This window comes from Cellvibrio polysaccharolyticus, assembly GCF_015182315.1.
Classification (GTDB): domain Bacteria; phylum Pseudomonadota; class Gammaproteobacteria; order Pseudomonadales; family Cellvibrionaceae; genus Cellvibrio; species Cellvibrio polysaccharolyticus.
Map to the genome: position 1 here is coordinate 3,809,657 of NZ_PRDL01000001.1, position 16,370 is coordinate 3,826,026.

Consider the following 16,370-nt stretch of genomic DNA (forward strand, 5'->3'; position numbering starts at 1 on the left):
GAAACCGCACCGGGAAATGCCGGTCAGATTACCACAACCCGTAAAAAAATGGATTTGGCGCACAAAATCACATACTGGGTCTTATTTTGCATGGACAGGTTGCACTCAACATTCTATAACTATGTCACACAACATTTTGCCGTTCAGCAGTAAACTGACTGGCACGTCGTTTTTCAAGCATAATAGAACGCTAAAATTTTCTTACTCTTTATTAAAATTTGCGCAGGAGTTCCGCCTTGGTTGCCGTTTCATTAACACCTCATATTAAGAACGTGGATGAATTTTTAAGCCATTGTCACCGTCGTCGGTACCCCGCTAAAAGCACTATTATTTATGCGGGCGACAAAAGTGATTCGCTGTATTACATCGTTAAAGGTTCAGTCACGGTATTGATTGAAGATGACGAAGGCCGTGAGATGATCGTTGCCTACCTGAACGATGGCGACTTCTTTGGCGAGATGGGCCTGTTCGATGAACACGACTCCCGCAGTGCCTGGGTTCGAGCAAAGTCCGAATGTGAAGTTGCAGAAATCAGTTATGCAAAATTCCAGGAATTGTCAGAAACCTATCCGGCCTTCCTGTTTGCGCTGGGCATTCAAATGGCTCGCCGCCTGCGCGCTACCACCCGTAAAGTAGGCGACCTGGCATTCCTTGATGTGACCGGTCGTGTTGCTCGCACCCTGCTGGATTTGTGTAAGGAGCCGGATGCCATGACGCACCCGGACGGCATGCAAATTAAAATTACCCGTCAGGAAATCGGCCGTATTGTGGGCTGTTCGCGGGAGATGGTTGGCCGGGTATTGAAAACGCTTGAGGAACAGGGGTTGGTGCAGGTAAAAGGAAAAACCATGGTTGTTTACGGCACCCGTTAAACACCCTTTTCAATCCAATAAAAAAGTCGGCATCCGGTTAACCCCCGGTGCCGACTTTTTTATTGCTGTCTGATCCGCAGTAGCCTGCGCCGGGGCACATGGCTATCGCCCTTTTTACTGCTGCTGTGTCAGAATCAGCCGGTATTAACCAAAAAATGTTTTTAATGCAGTACCCGGGTCTTCCGCTCGCATAAAAGCTTCGCCCACCAGAAAGGCATGCACATGGCGTTCGCGCATGGCAGCCACATCTTCCGGGGCCAGAATGCCGCTTTCGGTAACGACGATGCGCTCATCCCCAATGCGATCCAGCAGGTCATAAGTGGTTTGCAGGGTTACGTCGAAGGTGTGCAAATTGCGGTTGTTAATACCGATCAATTTATTCGGCAGCGACAAAGCAATTTCCAGCTCGGCGGCATCGTGCACTTCTACCAGCACATCCATACCCAGCTCCAGCGCCAGCGTATTCAGTGCTTTTAATTTTTCCGGTTCCAGCGCGGCAACAATTAGCAACACGCAGTCGGCACCCAGCGCACGGGCTTCGTAAATCTGGTATTCATCAACCAGAAAGTCCTTACGAATAACCGGCAGGTTGGTCGCCTCGCGAGCCTGCTGCAAATAACGGTCAGCACCCTGAAAAAAATCAACATCGGTTAATACCGACAGGCAAGCGGCGCCACCAATTTCATAACTGCGCGCCAGTTCAGCGGGTACAAAATTTTCCCGAATCACACCTTTGCTGGGCGATGCTTTTTTAATTTCCGCAATCACGCCGCTTTTACCCTGGGCGATATTGTCGGCAATGGCTTGCACAAATCCACGCGCCGGCGTTTGTGCGAGGATGCGCTGTTGTAAATCGTCAATCGATACCGTTAATTTGCGCTCGGCAATTTCTTCCCACTTTCGCGCAATAATTTTACGCAGCACCGTTGGTGTATCAGACACGGGTTATTCCTCCAGCGCCCTGGCGCCGTTGTTGAGCGCCAGGGCTATAAACCATTTTAGAACTGCCCGCATCAACCCAGGTATTGGGTAAATGCTGCCAGCTCACGAATTTTTTCACCGGCCAGACTGCTGCCAATAGCGTCGCGCGCCATTTCTACACCGTCGGCCAAGGTTGAAGCCACGCCGCTAACGTAGATAGCAGCACCGGCATTCAGGGTAATAATGTCCGCCGCTTTTTCAGCGTATTGACCACGGCGATTGCCCAGCGCATCGCGAATTAACAGCAGCGAATCTTCCGCATTGGACACACTGAGGCCAATCAGACTTTTGCTTTGAATACCAAAATCTTCCGGCTTGATGGTGTACTCGCGAATTTCACCATCTTTCAATTCGGCGACGCGGGTTTCCGCAGCAAGGCTGATCTCATCAAGGCCGTCTTTGGCGTGAACCACCATCACGTGCTCGCTGCCCAAACGTGCCAGCACTTCAACCATCGGCTTGCAGAGTTCGCCGTTGAATACGCCGATCACCTGACGCTTCACATTGGCCGGGTTGGTCATCGGGCCGAGCATGTTAAAAATGGTGCGCAGGCCCAATTCCTTGCGCGGCCCAATGGCGTAACGCATAGCACTGTGGTGTGCCGGTGCGAACATAAAGCCAACGCCGATCTCACGAATACAACGGGCAACCTGCTCCGGTTCAATGTCCAGCTTGATGCCGGCCGCTTCCAGCACATCGGCGCTACCGGCCATACTGGAAACACCGCGATTTCCATGTTTGGCTACGTGTCCGCCGGCGGCGGCTACGACAAAAGCACTGGCGGTAGATACGTTAAACAGGTTGGCGCCATCGCCACCGGTGCCGCAAGTATCCACCAGATAGGGAACATCAATTTCAACGGCCGCAGCGAGGTCACGCATTACCAGCGCCGCGCCGGTAATTTCATCCAGCGTTTCACCTTTCATGCGCAAGGCCACCAGAAATGCGCCGATTTGCGCCGGTGTTGCCACACCGGTCATCACATCGCGCATCACGCTAATCATTTCTTCTGTATCCAGATCAATCCCTGAAACCAGCCTGTTTAATGCCTGTTTGATATCCATTGCCATGTCACCTTTTTTTGTTGCTGTTAGTCAGCTATCAAGCGCTCGATCATTCTCCTGAGAAAAGATGATAGAGCGCTTCCTGGTGTTTTTTGTGATTACCGAACGCCTTGCAAAAAGTTGTTCAGCAATTCGTGACCTTGTTCGGTCAGGATAGATTCGGGGTGGAACTGCACCCCCTCGACCGCGAGGGTTTTATGCCGTACACCCATAATTTCTGCCACGCTGCCGTCTTCGTGCTGCGTCCAGGCCGTTATTTCGAGGCAATCGGGCAGCGACTCTTTTTCAATAATCAGTGAGTGGTAACGGGTAACCTGCAACGGGTTATTGAGCCCGGTAAAAACGCCCACACCATGGTGATAAACCGGCGAGGTTTTACCGTGCATCACGTGCGCGGCGCGAACCACATTGCCGCCGAATACCTGACCAATACTCTGGTGCCCCAGACAAATGCCCAGCAGCGGAATACTGCCGGCAAAAGTGCTGATAGCCTGCATGGAAATACCGGCTTCGTTAGGTGTGCAAGGGCCGGGCGATACGACAATTTTTTGCGGCGCCAGCGCAGCGATTTCTTCCAGGGTGATTTCGTCGTTGCGCACCACTTTAACGTCAGCGCCCAATTCACCGAGGTATTGCACCACGTTGTAGGTAAACGAATCGTAATTATCGATCATCAGAATCATGACTGGACTCCCCCGGTCACCATGTCCACCGCGCGGAAAATAGCGCGCGCTTTGTTCATGGTTTCTTTCCACTCGAGCGCAGGGATGGAATCGGCAACAATACCGCCACCCGCCTGTACATACAATTTACCGTCTTTGATCACCGCGGTACGGATCGCAATGGCAGTGTCCATGTTACCGTTCCAGGCAATATAGCCAACCGCGCCACCATAAATACCGCGCTTTTCAGATTCCAGCTCGTCAATAATTTCCATGGCGCGAATTTTTGGCGCGCCGGAAAGGGTTCCGGCTGGCAGCGCTGCACGCAATACGTCCATCGCCTGCAACCCGGCTTTGAGTTTGCCGGTGACATTGGAGGTAATGTGCATAACATGAGAATAGCGCTCTACCACCATTTTATCGGTGAGCCGCACACTGCCGGTTTCAGCAACGCGACCTACGTCATTACGGCCCAGGTCAATCAGCATTAAATGCTCGGCAATTTCCTTGGGATCGTTCACCAGTTCATGCTCCAACGCCAGATCTTCCTCCGGCGTTCTGCCCCGGCGGCGCGTACCGGCGATGGGGCGAACGGTCATTTCCTGATTTTCCAGACGCGCCAGAATTTCCGGGCTGGAACCCACCACCTGGTGGTCGCCCATATCCAGGAAATACATATAAGGTGACGGATTCAACAACCGCAAGGCGCGATAAAGGTTGACCGGCTCGGCGGTGAAATCAATGGATAAACGCTGGGACGGCACCACCTGCATAATATCGCCGGAAAGTGTGTATTCCTTGATGCGATCAACCGCTGCCTTGTAGCCGGCTTCGCCCATGTGGGAAGTAAACACCTGTTCGGTGGCGCTGTCGCCGGTCATTTTCAGCGGCGGCAAGACCGGCGCCGGTTGTTTCAAACGGGCTTCCAGTTCATCCAGCCGCATATTGGCCAGATTCCAGGCATCATCAATCGCCGGGTTGGCGTGCACCACCAGAATCAGTTTGCCCGCGAGGTTATCAAACACCACCACTTCATCGGAAACGGCCAGCAGAATATCCGGCGTGCCGAGCACATCTTTCGGCGTACTGGCTTTCAAATGCGGCTCAACGTAGCGCACACAATCGTAGGCGAAGTAACCCACCAGACCACCGCTGAAACGCGGCAAGCCAGGCAACTCCGGGGCGCGGTAGCGCGCTTTGAATGCTTCAACAAAAGTGAGGGCATCGGCGGTTTCAACGGTTTCGATAACCTCGCCGTCGCGCTCAACCTGAACCCGGTCGCCATGGGCTCTGAGCAAGGTGCGCGCCGGTAAACCGATCATCGAATAGCGGCCCCATTTTTCGCCGCCTTGAACCGATTCAAACAGGTAGGAATAGGCACCCCGCGCCAACTTTAAATAGGTTGAAAGCGGCGTGTCCATATCGGCCAGCACTTCGCGCAATACCGGGATACGGTTGTAGCCTTGCCCGGCCAAATCTGCAAATAATTCAGGAGTCATATAGGTTTCCACAGGTGAACTGCCGTTACCCGGCAGGTCTCATTTTAGTGTCGATGTGCAACGTCGCAAAAAGTATCAGGACGCGCAGGAGGATGGCCTGGCGATGTCTGCGCGGGCAAACAGCAGGCAAAAGAGACTAGCGACGCCATCGGGCGTCGGGAGCAGCACACGCTTGTAGAAATAACCCTTGCATCAGCAAGCCTGACAGAGACACAGGACGTTTCCTCTTGGACATTGGCCGCAAGTTTACTCAAATAAAAGGAGACTGACCATACCCTCTGATCAGTCTTCTGTGCACACTTAAAGACCTTCCAATTGCTCGCGAAACGCGGCGATGGTTTGTACATAATCGTCGGTATTAAAGATGGCTGAACCGGCCACAAAGGTATCGGCACCGGCCTCGGCCAGAGCGCGCACATTGCCCAAACCGACACCGCCATCAACCTCCAGACGGGTTGCCACCCCATGGGCATCCAGCAGGGCGCGGGCATCGCGCACTTTATCCATAATGTAAGGGATAAACTTCTGGCCACCGAAGCCCGGGTTGACCGACATCAGCAACAGCATATCCAGTTGATCCACCACGTATTTGATGGAGTCCAGAGTGGCTGCCGGGTTCAGCACCAGGCCGGGTTTGCAACCGTGATCGCGAATCAGTTGCAGCGAGCGATCCACATGGCGGGAGGCTTCGGGATGAAAGGTAATGTAGGTGGCACCGGCTTCAGCGAACTGGACGATCATGTCATCCACCGGCTCGACCATCAAATGCACATCAATGGGCGCGGTGATGCCAAATTTACGCAAGGCTTTGCACACCATGGGGCCAATGGTCAGGTTGGGCACATAGTGATTGTCCATCACGTCGAAATGCACAATGTCGGCACCGGCGGCGAGAATGGCGTTAACCTCTTCGCCCAACCGGGCAAAATCGGCAGAAAGAATGGATGGGGCTATTTTGTAATCGCGTTTAAAGTTATTCATAAAACTCCCGATGACCTGAACAACAGGTTTGTCTGGCCGGTATGATACCAGGGAACCGCAAAAAATGTTTACTCTGGCGTGCACCGCCGAGCGAACCCATAACAGGATCAGGCATGCGCTACTTATCCCTCATATTGACCGGGCTGCTCTCGCCAGCGCTGTTGGCCCCCGCCGCGCTGGCGCAGCAAACGGCGCCTCAGCCAGCCCCGGCAACCGCCGAAACGCCTGCCGATGCCGCCCCGGAATATGCCGGGCAAACCGAAACCACTGACGAAGACAGCCCACCGGAAGCTGAGCCGGTTGTGGAAACGCCGCCCGAACCGGCCGTGCCAGTCAGTGTGCGGGACAACACCCTGCTGAAAAAAGAAAAGACCTTTGAAGCTATTCAACTCGGTGATGAAGCCAGCCTGATTGCGCTCTACCAACCGTCCGCGCAGGAAGAAACCCGTGGGCTGCTGGTGATTTTGCACCCGGCGGTAGCACCCGCAGGATTGCCGACCACGCTGGAAAGTTTGCGTCGGCATTTGCCTGCCTCCGGCTGGGCCAGCCTCGCCTTTGCCATTCCCGACCAGTTGCCGCCGGCACCGCCCGCCGGTGATCCGCGCCCGCAACCGGCACCGGTTAGCGAAACCGGCGATGCAGAAACCGCCGCCGATGATGAAGCGGCAAGCGAAGAAGAAACCACCGAAGAAACTACGCCTCCGGCTGCGGAAACCACCCAGGACGCAGCCGCCGAGGAAGCAAATAGCGAGGGCGCCGAAGGGGATACTCCGGCAGAAACACCAGCGGACAGCAGCGCAGAAGCGCCTGCCGTTGCGGAAGAAGAGCCGATCATATCACCCGAAGAAGCGAGAGCCGAAGCACTGCAACTGCGCCTTGCGGCATTAACCAGCTGGCTGCAACAACAGGAAGGCATTGCGCCGATCCTGGTTATCGAAAACCATCACGCCAGCGAAATACTGCCGTTACTCACCCAACAATTGATGATGCAACAACAAATCTTGCGCGCCCTGGTGCTGCTGAATACGTCACCGGCGGACAATCGCTCACCCGATGAGCGGGATGCGTTTTTTCGCGATTACACCTGGCCAGTGCTGGATGTATTTCTACAACCGGAAACCAGCCGCACGCGGGAAGTCCGGCGTTGGCAGCAAGCTTCGGCGAAACGTCAAAAACACCCGGCCTACCGGCAACTGCTATTGGCAGCGCCCGCCTTTACCGAGCTGGATGAGGAGCGTCATTACTGGGTGGAGAGAATCAGAGGATTTTTGACTCGCCTGCCCGCTGCCAACGGCAACGGACAGGCGCAATAGCCATTACAGACGGTCGCGATCGCGGAAGCCCATCAAATACAAAATAGCGTCCAGCCCGAGCAGGGAAATAGCGTGTTCGGCTGACGCTTTCACCAGCGGCTTGGCACGGAAGGCAATACCCAAACCGGCCACACTCAGCATCGGCAAGTCATTGGCACCATCGCCCACGGCGATAACCTGTTCCAGCGCGATGCCTTCTTTTTCTGCCAGCATCGCAAGTAACTCGGCTTTGCGCTGGCCGTCAACGACGGTGCCAACTACCTTGCCGGTGACCTTGCCATCGACAATATCCAGCTCGTTGGCATAGACATAATCAATACCGAGACGCTGTTGCAGATAACGACCAAAATAGTTGAACCCGCCGGAGAGAATGGCGGTTTTGTAGCCCAGTTTTTTCAAACTGAAAATCAGTTTTTCTGCCCCTTCGGTAAGGCGCAAATTAGCGGCGATGCCAGCCAGCACGGATTCGTCCAAACCTTCCAGCAACGCCATACGGCGGGCGAAACTTTGTTTGAAGTCCAGCTCGCCACGCATCGCCGCTTCGGTAATTTCCGACACCTGCTCGCCCACACCGGCCGCTTTGGCCAGCTCGTCAATCACTTCGGCTTCAATCAACGTGGAATCCATATCAAAACACACCAGACGGCGGTTACGGCGGTACACCGTATCGAGCTGGAAGGCGATATCAATTTCAAGGCGGGTAGACAACTCCATAAAATCGGCACGCAAGGCAGCGGTGTCCGATGGCAAACCGCGCACCGAAAACTCGATGCAGGCATTGCTGTGCGCTTGCAGCGCATTGAGCGGAATACGGCCGGAAAGACGGGTAATGGAATCAATGTTCAACCCGTGACGGGCGGTAATGGTGGTCAACTCGGCAATTTGCACGGCCGTTACCCGACGCGACAATAGGGTGACGATATGACGGGGCTTGCCCTGCTGGTCAACCCACTGCTCGTAACTGTCTTCGGTTACCGGCTTGAAGCGCACCTGAATATCCACCTCGGCCGCCGCCACACGAATGCGCTCCAGCAAGGCTTCACGGCCGGAGGCTTCAACATCCAGCTCTACCAGAATACCCAGCGCCAGGGTGGCGTGAATAACGGCTTGGCCAAGATCGAGAATATTGGCGCCCTGATCGGCAAGAATACGGGTAATGGCCGAGGTGATCCCGGGTTTGTCATCGCCAAAAGCATTGATTAAAAGAATTTCTCTCACAGTCATTCTCTGTTGGGCCGCAACGGGTAGCCGCCGCAGTCGGTGGCCAGGACAAGGAAGGGCGGCATTCTAGCCTAAACTGTGACAGGGCTGAACCTTGCTGGACGCTACAACGCACAATCTCCACAAAAGAACGCGATTCAAACGCCGCGAGCAGCCATTTTTGGATGCGGTTTGTTTTTTCAGCAACGCCTTAGGCTAGAATACGGATTACCCTGTGGTTCTTTGGCGCGACAGGACGGATTGTCTTTTACCGATCGGCATAATGCCCAACCGGACAGAAGGCAACCTGGAGGCTGTTGCAACGTGTAACCAGGCTCCACCGGACATCCTGCGCTCTCTGCGCCTTTCACCTTTTGATATTCCGCTGGCAGCCCCGGTGATAACCGGTCGGCTATCAGCAATCGTTACCCGGCTTTTTGAATGGACAATAACTAACTCCTTATGTCGTTATTACACCTTTACCGCAATTACCCCCAGTTGAGCCTGTGCACGTTATTAATTGCCGGGCTGGGTTTGCTTGGCAGCCTGTTGTACCTCACCCACAGCGCACGTCATCAGCAGCAATATATTCAACAGTACGGGCAAACTCTGGCCCAAAGCGCCGCCTCGCAAGCGGTAGACGCCACCCTGACCCAGGATCTGGTCAGCTTGCAGGCCATCTTGCAGGAAATCAGCCGCTACCCACGGGTGGTCGGCGCCACGGTGCACAACGTAGAAAATCAGCTGCTGGTACAAAACGGCCATCGCCCCGATCAGGGCGTGAACGGCAAACGCTACCATTTCACGGCTGCTATTGCGGTGCATAACAACGTTGCCGGTTATTTGCAGGTTACGCTGGAAGTGCCCCGCTATACGCCGATGGACAAACAATTTCTGGTGATCTGGCTGGTCGCGGTGCTGTTTGCGCTGATGATGATCTGGTGGTCCATTCAATTGCAATGGTGGAAAAATCTGCGCGACCAACTGCCGTCACCTGGCAACCTGATGCGCACTGTAGTCGATACACTGCCGACCATTCCGGAAGCGCCGCCAGAGCCGGAACCGGTGGTGGCAGAACCGCCGCCACCGCCCTTGCGAGCGGTGCGGTTAACCGTAAAACTGGTCAACATCAACCGCCTTTACCAGCAACTGAATAGCGAAGGTTTCAGCAATTTGCTACGCCGTTTTGACCGGCAATTGCAGGAAATTGTTCTGCTGCACGACGGCAAACGCCGCTGGTTTCAGGACGATACGCTGGTGATTGATTTCATCAGCGACCACCCGCTGGAGTGCACATTTCGCGCGCTCTGCTGTGCACGTTTGCTACACGGCGTTTGCGCCCGCTCCAACAGCCCGCGCTTGCAATTGACCGCAACGCTCACCCCCACTCAAACGCCGGAAGAAGCAGCCAAAGCCTCGCTATTTCAGGCATTTATTGCCGACCAGCAGCAAGGCTTGCAACCGGGTAAAGGCGAAACCTTGCTTGAGCACGGCCTGGTGACCGATGAGCTGCAAGAGCGGGTGGATGTAGAAATTACCAGCGGGAAATTGCTCACCTTTTTACCGCCCTACCACGACCTGTTACAGCGCCAGGAAAACCAGCTGTCAGGCCACCCGGCTGCCGGCCACTAAAAAACACCGCCTTTACCCGTCCGGTGAAAAAAGTTGCGCGCTTTGCTGCCAGCCTGTCACCGGATTGACATATTACAGCCATAACCTCTGCGGTAATCTCCGCAGAGGATTTCCCCATGCTAGACATTGAACGTGCGGTTACCAGCCGTTATCCGGCGCTTGCCAATCGCTCCCCGCTGATCCGCAAACCGGCACTCGCGCTGCTACGAAAATTATCCCGCGAAACCGAAATCAATCACTTCCTGCAAGAGCACGGACAGGCTCGCGGGCTTGATTTTATTGACCGCATTTTTGATTACTTTCATGTGAGCTACAGCGTATCGCGCCGCGAGCGGGACAATATTCCCGCCACCGGCAAAGTGGTCATTATTGCCAACCACCCCATCGGCTCACTGGATGGCCTGGCACTGCTGCGACTGGTTAGCGAAGTGCGACAGGACATCAAAATTATTGCCAACGATATGCTGCTGGCATTCGGGCAATTGGAAGATCTTTTTTTACCGCTGGATAACATGACCCGCACCGGTTATCTGCGCAGTTACAAACACATCTTGCAGGCGCTGGATCAACAGCAAGCGGTGATTGTATTCCCGGCTGGCGAAGTATCACGCGCCGGTACACGCGGCATTCGCGATGGCAAATGGCAATCCGGTTTTTTACGGCTGGCGCGCAAAAGCGCTGCGCCGGTATTGCCGGTTTTTATCGGCGCTCGCAATTCACTGCTCTTCTACAGCGCCTCGTTTATTTTCAAACCGCTCGCCACGGCACTGCTGGCTAACGAGATGTTTAACAAGCGCTCGGCGGATATTCGTTTTCGTATTGGCGAAGTGATTCCGGCGCAAGCACTGGCGTCGGATCATCTGTCAGACCCGGCGCTGATCAAGCGATTGAAAAAACACGTTTATAAAATTGGCAAAGGCAAACAGGCGCTATTTGTCAGCGAAAAAACCATCGCCCACCCGGAAGATTGCGGACAGCTGCGCAAGGAACTGAAAAGCGCGCAGCAACTCGGCAGCACCCGCGACAAGCACCGCATTTATTTATGCCAGTACGACCAGCACCCCACGGTCATGAAAGAAATTGGCCGCCTGCGCGAAATTGCCTTCCGCATGGTGGGTGAAGGCACCGGCAGCCGCCGCGATCTCGACAAGTACGATCACTACTATCAGCACCTGGTGTTGTGGGACGATGACAAACTGGCCATCGCCGGTGCTTACCGCCTCGGCGTGTGCGGTGACATTTTGCAACAGCGCGGTATGGATGCCCTCTACACCGCCAACCTGTTTCATTATCGCGAAGGCGCGCTGCAATTTTTACCGCAGGCAATTGAACTGGGGCGAAGTTTTGTAAACCCGGCTTACTGGGGCAAAGCCAGCCTTGAATATCTCTGGCAAGGGCTGGGCGCCTGGCTGCGGCATCACCCGCATATCCGCTACGTGATTGGCCCGGTAAGCATGAGCGCCAGCTACCCGATGGTGTTGCGCGATTTGCTGGTGTATTACTACCAGCGCTATTACCAACCCATGGACAGCCGCGTTACCGGTCGTCACCCGCATTTGATTTCCACGGAATTGCTGGCCAGCTTTAAAACCCGCTTCGCGCAACTGGAGCGGCACCAGGCCTTCGCAGAAATGCAGCGGCAGTTTCATGAAAAAGGCCACAAGGTACCGACCCTGTTCAAACAATATGCCGCGCTTTATGAAGACGGTGGTTATCAGTTGCTGGCGTTCAGTGTGGATTCCGATTTTGGTCAGTGCATTGATGGTTTGTTTATGGGTGACCTGACCATGATGAAAACCGAAAAGCGCCAACGTTACCTGAGCAGTACAGAAGACCAGCCGGTGCCTGCCCATCAACCGCCAGCGGTAATTGCACAAGCACTGCCGGTTTGACCCGGCATTTCGATCACCTGCGGTGAGATCCACACCGCAGGTTTGCCACCCTGCCCGCGCACTCCCTGCATAACCGCTCCCCCGCCTGCGCCACAACAAAGCGGTTTCCCGCTCACGTTAACCACAGCAAGATTGTCACCAGCACCTCGAAACCCGTAGAATAAAAACAATTCTCATTTCCTTTAAGCATCCTGCGATATCGGCGCCGACCGGAGGGCTACTGTGTCAGCCACTGACAGTGCAAACGGGCAAATCCACCTGCTGTACACCAACCACCACTCCTGGCTGTATTGCTGGCTACAGCGCAAACTGGGCAATGCCAGTGATGCTGCCGACCTTGCCCAGGATACCTTTGTGCGCCTGATTGGGCGCCGTGCTGCGCTGCGTGCCGGTGACGAGTCCCGCGCCCTGCTCACCCACATTGCCAAGGGACTGGTGATTGATCATTGGCGACGCCAGGACGTGGAGCGCGCCTGGCGGGAAACGCTGGCGCATCTGCCGGAGCCGGAAGTGCCCTCCCCCGAGACAGCCGCACTGGTACTGGAAAGCCTGTATCTCATCGAAGCCATGTTGCGCAATTTGCCGGTGCGCACCCGCCGGATTTTTTTGCTGGCACAGCTGGATGGCCTTACCTACCCGCAGATTGCCAAACAGACCGGCTGTTCACTGATTACCGTAAAGCGACATATGCGCAGTGCCTTCCTTGCCTGCCTCACCCTGGAGTGAACAATGACCCGGCGCTTGTCTGACAACAGTGATCTGGCCATCCTTCAGGAAGCCGCGGATTGGCTGGTTGCCCTGCAGTCCGGAGATGCCGACCTGCAGGCACTGGCAGAATGGCGACAGCGCAGCAGTATTCATGAAGCCGCCTGGCAACGGGCAGAGAAAATTCTCGACAGCTTCCGGCAACTCCCACCCCGAGCGGCATCGAGCGCTTTGGAACGGCTGGAAAACCCGGGCCGGCGACGCACGCTGCGCAACCTGTCACTACTGGCTTTGCTGGCGCCAGTAACCTGGTTGGGCTGGCGCTATGCGCCCTGGCAGGAATGGCGGGCCGATTTTCGTACCGGGGTTGGAGAGCAAAAAACGGTCGAGCTGGCCGACGGAACCCGGCTGGTATTGAATACCGCCAGCGCCGTGAATGTAAGATTTACCGCCAGCGAGCGACGGCTTGTTTTAATAGGTGGCGAGATATTGATCACCACCGGCCATGACAGTGGCCAGCAACCGCGCCCCTTTATTGTGCAAACCGCACAGGGCGACGTTCGCCCGGTCGGCACCCGGTTCAGTCTTTACCAGCAAAGCACAACCCTCACCCGGCTGGCCGTATTTGAGGGCGCGGTAGACATCTACCCGCACCAGGCAGAGCAATCTGCCCGCCTGCAAGCAGGCGAACAGGCATTGTTTTCAATGCACACCCTGCAAACGGTCATGCCGGTAGACAACCACACCGCCGCCTGGGAACAAGGGATGTTGCTCGCACGCGACATGCCGCTGGGTGTATTGGTGGCAGAGCTTTCGCGCTACCACCCCGGCCTGCTGCATTACGACCCGGCTATTGCCGGGTTGGTCGTATCCGGCGCGTTTTCCTTGCAAGACATTCCCGGCAGCCTGACATTGCTGGAGCAAAGTTTGCCGGTAGATGTGCAAACCCTGGGGCCTTACTGGATTCGCCTGCATCCGCGCTAAAAAAATTATTTTCGGTGATACCTTTTTTCCGCTCGTTCGGTATAGCGGTTGAATGCGTGCACAAGACACGCCCGCACACCCCCAACCACACCGAGCAAAAGGTACACACACATGGTATTCAGGCACCCGGGTTTCCTGCTGTTTGCCCGCGCAAAAAGCGTCAAATCCCTGTTACTCCGGCAGCGCCGTTCGGCGCCAGGCTTCAAACGTGGCCAGCTGGCGTTCGTTATCAGCTGTGTCCTTGTCGGCATCCCGGCTGCCACCTTGCTGCCCGCCCCGGTACTGGCCAATGAGGTCAGCTACCCGAGCGGCCAGCGCGATTACCATATTCCCGCAGGCAAATTGAGTGATGTACTGGCGCAGTTTGCGGCCACAGCTGGCATCCCTTTATCGTTTGATCCGGCGCCATTATCAGACGTTCGCAGCTCCGGCTTGCAAGGGCAATACAGCGTGCAACAGGGCTTTGACCGGTTGCTGGCCGACAGCGGTTATGTGCCGGTGAATGCCGGCAATGGTTATGCCCTGCGTCCGCAAGGTGCGGCACCGCGCCTGGCAGCCGTCAATATCAGCGCAACGCTCTACGGCGCCAAGGACACCAACTCACTGAATAACTCCAGCGCCTCGGTCGGCATTGTCACCGCCGAGGATATTGCCAAGGGGCAGATACGCAGTTTCCGCGAAGCCTTCCGGCAACTGGCCAATGTCAACGATAACGCCTACGCCGACAGCGGCTTTGTGATTCGGGGGCTAAGTTCGGAAGGTTTTGTTCCCGCCGGCCAGCCTATTTCCTCACTGTATATCGACGGAATTTTGCAATCGCGGGATGCCACACGGCGCGGAGCCAAAGGGCTTTGGGATGTGGAACAGGTTGAAGTCTATCGCGGCCCGCAATCCACCTTGAGCGGACGTGCGGCGATGGGCGGCGCTATTTATATCAAATCGAAAGACCCGGTGGCGCAACAGCAAGCCGAAGTGTCGCTGACCGGCGGTTCGCGAAATCTGCTGAACACCGCATTGATGGTCAACACCCCGATCAGCGAGCAACTGGCGATTCGCATTGCCGGCGAGTTTGAACGTCAGGACGCGCCGGTGAACTACCCCACCTTCCAGCAATACAAGCGCATTGATGACCTGGATACCGATGAGTATTACAACCTGCGCGGCAAGGCGCTGATCACCCCCACTGCACTACCGGATACCGCCATCTTGCTGAGCCACTCCTACGCCAGCGACCGCCCCAACCAGCGCATTATCGGCACCGGTGACGGCTTCGGCATGAAAGACCGCCGCGGCGACTGGAACATTCCCGAGTATGTGGAAATCCGCTCGATTCGCGTCAACAACACCGGCCTGGACATTACCCACGAATTTTCTCCCGCGCTGCGCTTTACCTCCCTCACCGGGGTCAACCGCTCCACCACCGAGCGCCCCTCGGTGAACGAGGGAACGCCCGGGGAAATTAATAAAATCGCCGGTGAAATTAAAAACCAATTGCTCACCCAGGAATTTCGCCTGAACTATGAAGCGGGTGATTTCCGCTGGGTGGCCGGGGTGTTCGCCAGCCGCGAGAAATACGACAACTGGGTAGATACCACGCTGATGAATTTGCGTAACCAGCGCGGTGATACCGGCCAGAAAAGTACCAACCTCGCCGTCTTTGGTGAAGTCACCTGGGAATTTCAACCGACCTGGAAAGCGACCCTGGGCGGCCGCCTGGATGATGCCGAAACCGAAGCCTGGGGGCTTAGCCTGCGCAGACAACCGCTCACCGCTGACCCGATCGTAATAGCCGATTACCGGGTCAAATTTGATGAATCCAACTTTGTTCCCAAAGTCGGCTTATCGAAAGATTTGAGTGAATATCATGTTGCCGGTATCACTTACTCCCAGGGGTTCCGTGCCGGCCACCATGGTTTGAACCCTTCCACCGGGCAGTACTACACCTACGATCCGGAAAGCGCCGACAGCTATGAGCTGTTTTACAAAGGCCAATTACCCGACCAGGGCGTACAGCTGAACGTTAATATTTTCCTCACCGAATTCAACGACCAGCAGGTAGAGATGCGGTTGCGCCCCGAAGATCCTTTCTACCGGGAAGTAACCAACGCAGCCTCTTCGCGCACCTGGGGTGTGGAGGTGGAGTCCCGCTGGCAAGTATCAGCACCGCTCTCGCTGTTCTCGTCACTCGGCTATCTCAACAGCGAGTTTCTGGACTTCAGCCACTTTCAGTATGGCGACCTGACCGGCAAACCCTTCCCGGATGCGCCGGAATGGAGCTTGTCGCTGGGTGGCGAGTATCTGTTCAGCAACGGCTTCCATATTAGTGCCGATGCCAAATACACCGCCAGCCGTTTGGCCAGCTTCGGTGTACCACCCCAGGAAAAACTGGACGCTTACATTATTGCCAACCTGCAAGCCGGCTACCGCACAGCGCGCTGGGAAATCAGCGCCTTTGCAGAAAACCTGTTCAATGAAGACTACTACCTGACCTACGATGAAAACGGTGGTGGTGCCGGTATTCATTACGGCAACCCGGGTGACGAGCGGAATGTCGGCGTTAATGTCAAAGTGATGTTCTGAGTCCG

Annotated in this window: 13 protein-coding genes; 7 read left to right on the forward strand and 6 right to left on the reverse strand. The window is 55.5% G+C overall.

Features of this window, described 5'->3' with window-relative positions; translation table 11 throughout:
* The first annotated feature begins 236 nt into the window (after positions 1–236).
* Positions 237–872, forward strand: a complete 636-nt coding sequence (gene crp, locus C4F51_RS16070) for a cAMP-activated global transcriptional regulator CRP (protein ID WP_193911518.1) — start codon at positions 237–239, stop codon at positions 870–872.
* Positions 873–1,016: 144 nt separating this feature from the next.
* On the opposite strand, the gene trpC is transcribed toward crp, so the two are convergent.
* The 5 genes from trpC to rpe all read right to left on the reverse strand — a co-directional run bounded on the left by trpC (position 1,017) and on the right by rpe (position 6,059).
* Positions 1,017–1,814, reverse strand: a complete 798-nt coding sequence (gene trpC / locus C4F51_RS16075; protein WP_193911520.1) for an indole-3-glycerol phosphate synthase TrpC — start codon at positions 1,812–1,814, stop codon at positions 1,017–1,019.
* Positions 1,815–1,885: 71 nt separating this feature from the next.
* Complete coding sequence (gene trpD / locus C4F51_RS16080) at positions 1,886–2,917, reverse strand: anthranilate phosphoribosyltransferase (RefSeq protein ID WP_193911522.1); 1,032 nt, start codon at positions 2,915–2,917, stop codon at positions 1,886–1,888.
* 98 nt (positions 2,918–3,015) lie between these two features.
* Positions 3,016–3,600 carry an anthranilate synthase component II gene (locus C4F51_RS16085; protein WP_193911524.1) on the reverse strand — a complete coding sequence of 195 codons (585 nt, stop codon included), beginning with the start codon at positions 3,598–3,600 and terminating at the stop codon, positions 3,016–3,018.
* Positions 3,597–5,078 (reverse strand): anthranilate synthase component I, encoded by a 1,482-nt coding sequence (trpE, locus tag C4F51_RS16090; RefSeq protein ID WP_193911526.1) that lies wholly within the window; start codon positions 5,076–5,078, stop codon positions 3,597–3,599. Before trpE ends, C4F51_RS16085 begins: the two co-directional genes overlap by 4 nt.
* 300 nt (positions 5,079–5,378) lie before the next feature.
* Positions 5,379–6,059, reverse strand: coding sequence for a ribulose-phosphate 3-epimerase (rpe, locus tag C4F51_RS16095; RefSeq protein ID WP_193911528.1), 681 nt, complete (start codon positions 6,057–6,059; stop codon positions 5,379–5,381).
* A gap of 113 nt (positions 6,060–6,172) precedes the next feature.
* On the opposite strand from rpe, the gene C4F51_RS16100 reads away from it, so the two are divergent.
* The gene (locus C4F51_RS16100) at positions 6,173–7,372 is read left to right on the forward strand and encodes a DUF3530 family protein (protein ID WP_193911530.1); all 1,200 of its coding nucleotides are present in this window, start codon (positions 6,173–6,175) and stop codon (positions 7,370–7,372) included.
* 3 nt (positions 7,373–7,375) lie between these two features.
* Here C4F51_RS16100 and serB read toward each other — a convergent pair whose 3' ends face one another.
* Positions 7,376–8,590: a phosphoserine phosphatase SerB gene (gene serB / locus C4F51_RS16105; protein ID WP_328701404.1), complete on the reverse strand. Its 1,215-nt coding sequence runs from the start codon at positions 8,588–8,590 to the stop codon at positions 7,376–7,378.
* A 444-nt stretch (positions 8,591–9,034) separates the two neighbouring features.
* Between serB and C4F51_RS16110 the strand changes: the two genes are divergently transcribed.
* From C4F51_RS16110 to C4F51_RS16130, 5 genes are all read left to right on the forward strand, one after another.
* A complete protein-coding gene (locus C4F51_RS16110; RefSeq protein WP_193911534.1) occupies positions 9,035–10,204 on the forward strand; it encodes a hypothetical protein in 1,170 nt (389 codons plus the stop codon).
* A gap of 116 nt (positions 10,205–10,320) precedes the next feature.
* Entirely contained in the window at positions 10,321–12,096 is a 1,776-nt protein-coding gene (locus tag C4F51_RS16115) for a GNAT family N-acyltransferase (RefSeq protein WP_193911537.1), read from the forward strand.
* 222 nt (positions 12,097–12,318) lie between these two features.
* The gene (locus tag C4F51_RS16120) at positions 12,319–12,822 is read left to right on the forward strand and encodes a sigma-70 family RNA polymerase sigma factor (protein ID WP_193911539.1); all 504 of its coding nucleotides are present in this window, start codon (positions 12,319–12,321) and stop codon (positions 12,820–12,822) included.
* A gap of 3 nt (positions 12,823–12,825) precedes the next feature.
* A complete protein-coding gene (locus C4F51_RS16125) occupies positions 12,826–13,785 on the forward strand; it encodes a FecR domain-containing protein (RefSeq protein WP_193911541.1) in 960 nt (319 codons plus the stop codon).
* Between the two features lie 111 nt (positions 13,786–13,896).
* On the forward strand, positions 13,897–16,365 hold the full coding sequence (locus C4F51_RS16130) for a TonB-dependent receptor domain-containing protein (protein WP_193911543.1): 2,469 nt from the start codon (positions 13,897–13,899) through the stop codon (positions 16,363–16,365).
* Positions 16,366–16,370: the final 5 nt, after the last annotated feature.

What these genes read in the sequence shown, in the direction of transcription:
- trpD (WP_193911522.1), bottom strand. Translation starts at nt 2,917, where the DNA reads ATGGATATCAAACAGGCATTAAACAGGCTGGTTTCAGGGATTGATCTG.
- C4F51_RS16085 (WP_193911524.1), bottom strand. Translation starts at nt 3,600, where the DNA reads ATGATTCTGATGATCGATAATTACGATTCGTTTACCTACAACGTGGTG.
- trpE (WP_193911526.1), bottom strand. Translation starts at nt 5,078, where the DNA reads ATGACTCCTGAATTATTTGCAGATTTGGCCGGGCAAGGCTACAACCGT.
- rpe (WP_193911528.1), bottom strand. Translation starts at nt 6,059, where the DNA reads ATGAATAACTTTAAACGCGATTACAAAATAGCCCCATCCATTCTTTCT.
- C4F51_RS16100 (WP_193911530.1), top strand. Translation starts at nt 6,173, where the DNA reads ATGCGCTACTTATCCCTCATATTGACCGGGCTGCTCTCGCCAGCGCTG.
- C4F51_RS16110 (WP_193911534.1), top strand. Translation starts at nt 9,035, where the DNA reads ATGTCGTTATTACACCTTTACCGCAATTACCCCCAGTTGAGCCTGTGC.
- C4F51_RS16115 (WP_193911537.1), top strand. Translation starts at nt 10,321, where the DNA reads ATGCTAGACATTGAACGTGCGGTTACCAGCCGTTATCCGGCGCTTGCC.
- C4F51_RS16125 (WP_193911541.1), top strand. Translation starts at nt 12,826, where the DNA reads ATGACCCGGCGCTTGTCTGACAACAGTGATCTGGCCATCCTTCAGGAA.
- C4F51_RS16130 (WP_193911543.1), top strand. Translation starts at nt 13,897, where the DNA reads ATGGTATTCAGGCACCCGGGTTTCCTGCTGTTTGCCCGCGCAAAAAGC.